This is a genomic window from Parendozoicomonas verongulae (assembly GCF_009711465.1).
Taxonomy (GTDB): domain Bacteria; phylum Pseudomonadota; class Gammaproteobacteria; order Pseudomonadales; family Endozoicomonadaceae; genus Sansalvadorimonas; species Sansalvadorimonas verongulae.
This window is the reverse complement of record NZ_SMME01000732.1, coordinates 1-7866: the sequence shown is the minus strand read 5'-3', so window position 1 is coordinate 7866 and position 7866 is coordinate 1. Positions and strand designations below refer to the sequence as shown.

General features: G+C 49.9%; 9 protein-coding genes. All 9 read right to left on the bottom strand.

Annotation, left to right across the window (positions count from 1 at the left end; genetic code table 11):
* Window positions 1-107: 107 nt before the first annotated feature.
* Window positions 108-344: an HP1242/YdcH family protein gene (locus tag E1189_RS04295; protein WP_155158831.1), complete on the bottom strand. Its 237-nt coding sequence runs from the start codon at window positions 342-344 to the stop codon at window positions 108-110.
* Between the two features lie 122 nt (window positions 345-466).
* Window positions 467-817, bottom strand: a complete 351-nt coding sequence (locus E1189_RS04290; RefSeq protein WP_155158830.1) for a cupin domain-containing protein — start codon at window positions 815-817, stop codon at window positions 467-469.
* Window positions 818-878: 61 nt separating this feature from the next.
* Window positions 879-1724, bottom strand: coding sequence for a hypothetical protein (locus E1189_RS04285; protein WP_155158829.1), 846 nt, complete (start codon window positions 1722-1724; stop codon window positions 879-881).
* Window positions 1725-1771: 47 nt separating this feature from the next.
* Window positions 1772-2101 carry a cupin domain-containing protein gene (locus E1189_RS04280; RefSeq protein ID WP_155158828.1) on the bottom strand — a complete coding sequence of 110 codons (330 nt, stop codon included), beginning with the start codon at window positions 2099-2101 and terminating at the stop codon, window positions 1772-1774.
* Window positions 2102-2158: 57 nt separating this feature from the next.
* Complete coding sequence (locus tag E1189_RS04275) at window positions 2159-2473, bottom strand: hypothetical protein (RefSeq protein ID WP_155158827.1); 315 nt, start codon at window positions 2471-2473, stop codon at window positions 2159-2161.
* A 166-nt stretch (window positions 2474-2639) separates the two neighbouring features.
* Window positions 2640-3107, bottom strand: coding sequence for a hypothetical protein (locus E1189_RS04270; protein ID WP_155158826.1), 468 nt, complete (start codon window positions 3105-3107; stop codon window positions 2640-2642).
* A gap of 143 nt (window positions 3108-3250) precedes the next feature.
* On the bottom strand, window positions 3251-4303 hold the full coding sequence (locus E1189_RS04265) for a polysaccharide deacetylase family protein (RefSeq protein ID WP_196221186.1): 1053 nt from the start codon (window positions 4301-4303) through the stop codon (window positions 3251-3253).
* 157 nt (window positions 4304-4460) lie between these two features.
* Window positions 4461-6338 (bottom strand): death domain-containing protein, encoded by a 1878-nt coding sequence (locus tag E1189_RS04260; RefSeq protein ID WP_155158824.1) that lies wholly within the window; start codon window positions 6336-6338, stop codon window positions 4461-4463.
* A gap of 300 nt (window positions 6339-6638) precedes the next feature.
* Window positions 6639-7514 (bottom strand): acyl-CoA thioesterase II, encoded by an 876-nt coding sequence (gene tesB, locus E1189_RS04255; RefSeq protein ID WP_155158823.1) that lies wholly within the window; start codon window positions 7512-7514, stop codon window positions 6639-6641.
* Window positions 7515-7866 lie beyond the last annotated feature (352 nt).

Below are 7866 nucleotides of genomic sequence, written 5' to 3'. Positions count from 1 at the left end.
GAAAAAATCCACTCGCCATCATTATGCGAAGGCAATAGTCCGGGCACTTATCGGTCTTACGCCGAACGCTTTTACACGCCCGGCTTGCTATAAGTACACGGACTGATTCAGGGGTGTGTTAAGCGGTAGTAGAGCTGGTCTTTCAGTTTCAGGCGGTGCTTCTTCAGATCTTCCAGGTAGGTATCAGAGCAGCCGGCTTCTGTTTCATAGTGAATGATTTCCTGATCGACCGCTTCGTAGCGCTCAAGTGCAGAATGGAAGGCAGGGCTGGTTTTATCGAGGTTGGTCAGGCGGGCGCTAAGATTAGGGAACTCTTCTGCGAGATCGTGCTTTGCGGGTATCATTGTTCTGCCCCTCCCCAGTGACAGTTATTACAAGTACCGCCTCCAGATTTGCACACCTCGATTCAGTCAGTATTGATCTGCATCAATAGTATTTATACGTGCTTTGGTTTGAAGACGATTATTCAGGCCAGAGGGATAATAGCAGTTCGCAGTGAGGTGCCACCTACTGCTCGGGTAATATGTCCTGAACCTGTCGTATCTTCTGCCAGCAAGGTTTCCCCCGCTGTTAGTACCTGTTTGATGCCGTCCTGCAGCTCAATTTCCATTTTCCCATATAAGACAATGACCATCTGTCTGCGTGGTGCAGTGTGCCAGTCCTGAGTAAAGTTGCTTTCCGTTTCACAGAACACAACTTCTGTTGAGGGAAACATGGCTGCAAGATGCCCCTGCTCATCTTCCGGTGCCATGGGCAAGAGAACGGATTCCAGAACGGAGTGGCCTTCGAGAGTGGTGTGGAGACGGGTTATTTCCATACTCATTTCATGTGTAAAACATTCCAATCCTAAAATAGTTGAGAGCTGTGGATATTTCTATTTATTGACCCTGTAACTCTGGAGGCTCATCACTGGTGCGCAGCCATGTGGCAACGGCATCAAGCAAAACGGCCATAGGGTAACCCTGAGTCAGGCTAGCCGTGCTGGTCTCGACAGCAAACCCTTTGGGCATCTCTCTACGGAAAACGGAATCCTGATAATGGGCAGAAGGTTGGCTTGAGATGACCAGCATGGCGCCTGGCTTCGGGGAGTATTCCAGCCAGTCTTTCACAGTGGTAGCAGTATGGCAGCGACTCCAGTGTCCACCCTGCCAACAGCGGGGGGAGTCTACAAACTTCACAGGCACTCGCTCCATGCCCTGTGGGTAGGGGTAGTAATACAACAACAGTCGTGCAGCTTCTGTTTCATGCATGGGAGCGTTCGAACCGGTAAACGTGGTCGGCAGTGATGAATTTTCAGGCAGTAGTCCAGCCATAACTTCGGAAATATGGTCAATCTCGGGTGTGAGTGGCCTTTGGCCTGTCAGCACCACAATCTGTTTGAAGCGGGTGCCGTTTTGCCACTGCTTTGCAAGCCAGTCGAGGCGGGCTTTCATAGAGGGGACAGTGGCACCTGGCAGGATGGCGTAATCGTACTGTGTTTCTTTAGGTGCCCAGGAGGAGGTCATGCCCAGCTCGTTCAACACCTGCAGCACCTGTTCTTTCCGTGATGGTGATAAGCCGACTTCTTTCATCTGCCAGCGCTCCTGGCCAGGTTTTCTGCCCCAGTGGGATATGAAACTGTGGCGAAACTCGTCCCAGTTTTCACTGGGGGGCATGGCGAGCAGCGAGGCCAGTTTCTGGAACGGCTGGGGTATCTCGCTGGCAAATGTTTCTTCCTGAAACATGGTAAGCATCCCTGCAATTATCAGGGCTGTCAGCCCCAGGGTGAACCTCATTGAGCAGATGGCTCAGCGTATAAGGCCAGCCATACGGTTTCACAGGTTTCGTCTGTCCATTCCACACGGTGTTCAACGTGGGCCGGTATAAATAGGTAGGAACCTGGCGTCATGTCTATCTCTTTATCTTCTATGAGTAACGTAGCCTTGCCCGAGAGCAGGGCGACCCATTCATCTTTGGGTTCGTTGTACCACTGTCCTTCTGGCGTTCTGTGGCCGTGGGATACGATACGATTCAGCTTGAAGCCAGTGCCTTCAGCAAGTGTTTCGAGGAATTCTTTATCAGGATTGAACGGAGCTTCAGTGAAAAGATTTTCTGGTTTCATGGGCGACTCCTGTTCCCAGCCTTGAGATGGACGTGTCTGGGCTGGGAACAGAATAGCCTAGAGTCGAGTGCCTTGAGAGGCGTCCTGAGTGGAATTGCCGACAATCTGGATAAAGGAGTCATCTAACTCTGGCAGGGGCCAGTCTGCCGGATAGTGACGAGAGAGTTCTTCCATAAGAGCGCTGTACTCTTGCGCGGGCTTGCTCAGGAGGTACAGAAGGAAGGTATACATCCTGTCAGACATGGATTTTTGCAGGAGTTTCAGCTCTGCCTGACTCATCGCACCGGATGTGTTCAGCTTTTCGACAGGTGTATTGCGAAGGCAGTTGGCTGTGATAACCAGCGCAAGTTTTTTGACTGTATTCTCGTCCATGATACACCTGATGGGTCGTTGCTTTGATTTAAACCTAGTCGCTCCGGCAGGTGCGGCAAGAAGGGGATATATATGAGTGGGATTCTTGTCGGAACTGGAAAGGACAGGTATTTTTGTGGGACAAAAAACAACCGGCCCTGACGGCCGGTTGTTGCTTCCAGACTGATTAAGGCATCGTCTGGTATCTTTTGTGCAGGCGGTCGATATGATGGAGAGCGATGTTGGCAATGGCCGTAGCACCTCCAGATACAGAACCAACCACTGTAGCACCAATGGTAGCCCCGGCAACGGTGGCTGGAATCACCGCGAGACCACCTGTCAGAATGCCCAGAGCCAGGCCAGCTGCGCCGCCAATAAAGCCGCCGGCAATGCCGCCGGGCACGCTGCCGCAGCACAGGCCGACAAAGCCTTTGTAAAAGTAGGTCATAACATCTTTGAAGGATGTGGTCTTGCGTGCACTCAGCAGTGTGCTGGGTGCAGAAGAATCCTGAGAGGCTTGTCCGGCTACCAGAGTGTCACTCTCACAACTGTCTACGGAGTGAGAGCCCATACCGGCTTTTTCAGTACTTTCAGACAATATATCCGATGTGACACTGCTTTGAGTTTGAAAGAGTTCTGCTTTTTTTATGTCCATGATGAATCCTCCATGTCATGACTGTCTGGCCTCATATCTATAGGCCTGTTTATTTATGACAATTGGATTCTATGCAGGTTTTTTGAGGTGCTGTATTCAACCTTGGGGGTAGAGACCAAGGTTGAATACAGCAGGAAAAGGGGTTAGTCGATAGCCTTTCCATCTTTTGTCAGGCGAACCCAATCCTTGGAAAACCAGAACCAGCGGCCCTCGGGGCCAGGGGCTGTACAGTTCACCCGGGAGCGTCCCAGAGGAAGTTGATCGGGCATCACAACTTCCAGTTCGGTTTTCTCTTTATTCTGCCACGCGATATCCAGAGTCCTGCCAAGGGCATAACACGCAACCTGAGAAATTACCCATTCGCCCTTGGCCAGTTTCAGGGTAATAGGGCCAATTATTCCATTTTGTGGTGCGATATCAGAAGCAGGCTGCACATCCGTCACGGGCAGCGGCAGGCTCTGCATCTTCAGTGGGAAGTTCTTCATGGCACCATAGCCGGCGCCCAGAGGGTAACGAGGCAGTTTGGCAGGGTTGGACAGCAGGCCCACTGCACCAGATTGCTGGCCAAAACCAATATAACCATTCTCTCTAATCATCTGCTCCAGTTCTGGAGCGGTTTCACCAAAAGGCCAGGCGATCAGCTTATGGCTTTGCCCGGTTTGTTCCTTGATGCGCTCTTCGGCCATTTGCAGCTCATCTTTTATGCGCTTGACCCACTCGGCCTGCTGTTCATTAGGCAGACGTTCTACCACGTGATCGTGGTACACCGTATGGTTTGCAAGAGTGGCTCCCTTCTTGCCCAGTTCGTTAAGCTGCTTCCAGGTGAGGGTGTGCTGATGGCGTTGGTCTACGGCCTGAGTGTTGATGAAAATCGTGAAGGGAAAGTTATACGCCTCCATTACCGGCAGGGCATTTTTATAGATCGAAACGTAAGCATCATCAAAGGTGATGGCAACGGTTTTGTCGGGCAGAGGCTCCTGCCTTTTTAGCTTGTCGGTAATTACTGTGAGAGGGACAACCTGAAAGCCATTGTCGTTCAACCACTTCATGTGTTCAGCGAACAACTCTGGTGTTGTGCTGGTGGATGCGGGGGTGTTCTTATCAATATGGTGATACTGCAGTATGACAGCAGCCTGTGCAGGCAGAGCCAGTATTGTTGTGAGGAAGATGATGAGAGTAGAAAAAAAGCGCTTCAAAAATTTATCCTTTATAAGGCCAAGATTTGGTTTTTGGGTAAGTGTAACTTGTTCATGACTTGAAAGGCTAAGGTGAACCCGGCAAAGGCCTGTACTCCATAAAATCAGCACCAGACCCAGGCAGGCCTGATGCTTCATTTTTACATCCTGACTGCTTTCATTGTTTTCTGGGTGGGGCAAAAACGTAAGGCTGAATCCCTAACTTGCTGATTTCTGCCTCCAGTGTGGGATTGCCTGAACACTCTCTTATGTAGTGGGCTTTTCCAGAACTATCGTGTCGCTGGTGCATGCACGAATACTCCGTACACTGAATCTCCAGCTTGTGAGCCAGATATCTATTTATTTCAAGTCCCTTTTGGTGGATGGCAGCCAGATTACGGCCTGCAGCTAAAAGTGACAGTGCCTTTCTTCTGTTTTCAACAGGTACTGGATCCCTGCTAGAAGTGTCGACGTATTCCTGAACCAGAGGTATGTAGTGGTGAGGCTCCATCTTCTTTTCTACTTTACCCGACTCAAGCTCTTTCAAGGCAAGGCACCCCAGTCCGTTGCATTCGAGGTCGTCAGCAGCATTAATAAGCTCAAAAAAACCTCCCCAGTTGAGGAGGTTATCTGGACGTATTGTCTTTCTACGTCTGAATTGGAATTCTCTTACCTTGTTGTGATGCCTTAGTTTGGAAAAATCCGCACTCATTCTATCTGAGCCCGGTTGACCGCCTGCAGCCACCAACAATTTGGAGCCTATTCTTATGGCCAGGGGCTTAAAGTTATGGATGTCTGTACCGCCAAGGTCAAATGAGAATCCCGTCAGAGTGGAATCGCTGACCGTAAGCTTGAGAAGCTCCGGATCAATATGCTGATAGGCGATGGGGAGTATGGATGCTCTACCTGAGCTGCTACCCTCGTCTTGAGGAGCTGGCTGGCTCATTAATACCTGAAGCCAGGGGAAGCGGTCTTCCTCTTCTATCTGCCTTTGCAGATCGTCCAGGGCCATGTTTGTTTTCTTACTTTCCGAATAAATCTGGCCTAGCTTATTCTCGTGGTAGGCAGCACTTAGCAACTTGTACCCAGGGTTGCTATCGCCCTTGATTTGTTGAATGGTTGATTCACTCATACCCAGCATGGCTGCGAGATCGCTGGCGGCTGGATTCAGCCATCCTCCCACCATTACCATTTCTTGCTGTAACTGAACATCTTCAAAGGTCAGTTGCAAGTTGCCACTTCTGATCTTTTCCGCCAGCGGCTTTTGATTATCATCATCAAATAACTGTGCTAAATCTTCGGCTGTAAAGTGTTCCAGCCTGTCTTTCATTTCTTTCAGCAGCTCGTAACCTGCCAGCCTTGGATCCCCGGGGTGTTTGCTTGAGGCTGCATCAATAGCGGCTTCTTCAATACCACTCTTGAGGGCTACAGTGTGTAATTTAGAGAAGGTTGTCAGGTTAGAAATATTTTGTAAATCTGCTGAGGAGAGTTCGCGGTCTGTAGAGGCAATCACATCCCCCTTTGCCCGGAGTGCATGGACATGGACTTCATGACCTCTACCTTGATCTTGATAGATAAGAACCAGCAGGGTGTTGCGTTCAGCCTCTGCCCCTGAATCTTGATTGTAAGCCAAAGGGATACCCTGGCTGCCTACTTGGAGCTGAAGCTCTGAAAACCGTACGTCTTCCCGTTGTACGTCTTCAAATTCAAAGGCGAATAGTTGCCCTGTCTGGTCACCGTGGAGCTGCAGTGGTTCCTGTGTATCTTTGGAGCTGATGCGGTGAGGGACACCAACAACCAGGCCTGCCATGCTTTGTGTTAATTCATCCAGATCAGAAACTTTGTCAGGCGCCTGTGACCAGTTTTGTGGAAATAGCCTGACTCCAACCTCCCCAGCAAAGGGGGTTTCTGTCTCTTTATCCATGACAAGTATGTAAACTTTGAGGTTGCCACTTCCACCTGTACCAGTCGCTGAGGGAGCCAGCTTCATGTAACCCTTTTGGGCTTGAGGGAACAAGCTTAAGGAGAGTCCATCTGAGCCGGGTTCAACTTTCATTCTACTGAACTGTCGTCTGTTTTTTACATCCAGAGAAGCGTCTAACTGGAGTGAAACCCTGAAAGGCAGCTTGAGAGTGACAGCATGCCCATTGGCGGAGAAGATACAGAGTAAGGAGCTAAAAAGCAGAAAGAGTAAAGAAAGATACAGCCTTGATTGGAGTGTTGCTTTTTGCATGAATTGTGCCCCGCGTTAACTGGCCAAAGGACAAGTGCAAGCCCCCAGGCATGATGAAATGGCGGTTTCATTATGGGTGCTTGCAGGGAGGCTGAAGTCTAGTTAAGAGGCTGGTGTCATGCTCTAAATATTGACTGAGGGACGTTTGCGGATCAGGCCCTCCTGTATCGTCGAAGCAACAAGTTGCCCTCTCTGGTTGAAAATTTGCCCCCGCGCCAGCCCTCTGGCTCCGCCAGCTATAGGGCTGTCGATGCTGTAGAGCAGCCATTCATCCATTCTGAAGTCCTGATGGAACCACATGGCATGGTCAATGCTCGCTACCTGCATTGTGGGTTCCCAGAAATTGACACCATGGGGATTCAGGGATGTTGTGACAAAACTGAAATCGGAAGCGTAGGCCAGCAGGTATTTATGAATGCGTGGATCGTCCGGTAATGTGCCATTGGCACGGAGCCAGATATGGCGAACGGGCTCCATGGGCTCGGGCTTTATAAAGTCCGGCACCTTGACGGGGCGCAGCTCAATAGGGCGGTCACAGGTAAGTTTGTCCCGCACCTGTTCAGGAATCCGGTGTGCAAACTTGCGAATCCGATCAAGCTCGGATTCCAGCTCGTCTGGCGGAGTCACTTGAGGCATGTTTGGATGCTGGTGTACAAAGCCATTCTCTTTTTTCTGAAAAGAGAGGGCAATATTGAATATGGGCTTACCATTCTGAATAGCAACAACCCTGCGTGTGGTAAAACTTTGCCCATCCCGGGATTTGTCTACTTCATAGACAATCGGTTTGTGGGCATTACCAGGGCGCAGGAAATAACAGTGGAAGGAGTGCAGCCCGCGATCTTCTTCGACGGTCTGTTTTGCAGCAGACAACGCCTGTCCAATAACCTGACCACCAAACACATTGCCAAAGCCGAGGTCCTGACTTTGCCCACGAAAAATGGATTTTTCTATTTCTTCCAGCTGTAGCAAATTCAACAGCTCATTGAGTACTTTCGTCAAACTCCCCCCTCATATGCCACTGGTATTTATTCGATATGCTGATCTGTTCTGCCCATTCTCAATATCCTTTAGGAGGGCAGGGGTAAGTACCCGGACCATTGCTTTCGCATAGTCTGGCGGCGTCTTTTTCCGCCCTTGCTGCGTCACAACTCTTATCACGTAGCGGGCTACGCTCCCGACGCTGTTCCTTGAAGAGCGAAAAAATCCACTCGCCATCTTTATGCGAAAGCAATGGTCCGGATACTTAAGAAAGTTTACAGGAAATAAAATGACTTCCAATAAAAACATAAGACAGTGGGTATCAGTATTCAGATCATCTGATTAGGGTCTGTTGAGGTTTTATGATCGACTC

Bases quoted from the DNA above. Each gene is read 5' to 3' on its own strand.
- E1189_RS04295 (WP_155158831.1), bottom strand. From the start codon at position 344: ATGATACCCGCAAAGCACGATCTCGCAGAAGAGTTCCCTAATCTTAGC.
- E1189_RS04290 (WP_155158830.1), bottom strand. From the start codon at position 817: ATGGAAATAACCCGTCTCCACACCACTCTCGAAGGCCACTCCGTTCTG.
- E1189_RS04285 (WP_155158829.1), bottom strand. From the start codon at position 1,724: ATGTTTCAGGAAGAAACATTTGCCAGCGAGATACCCCAGCCGTTCCAG.
- E1189_RS04280 (WP_155158828.1), bottom strand. From the start codon at position 2,101: ATGAAACCAGAAAATCTTTTCACTGAAGCTCCGTTCAATCCTGATAAA.
- E1189_RS04275 (WP_155158827.1), bottom strand. From the start codon at position 2,473: ATGGACGAGAATACAGTCAAAAAACTTGCGCTGGTTATCACAGCCAAC.
- E1189_RS04270 (WP_155158826.1), bottom strand. From the start codon at position 3,107: ATGGACATAAAAAAAGCAGAACTCTTTCAAACTCAAAGCAGTGTCACA.
- E1189_RS04260 (WP_155158824.1), bottom strand. From the start codon at position 6,338: ATGAAAGTTGAACCCGGCTCAGATGGACTCTCCTTAAGCTTGTTCCCT.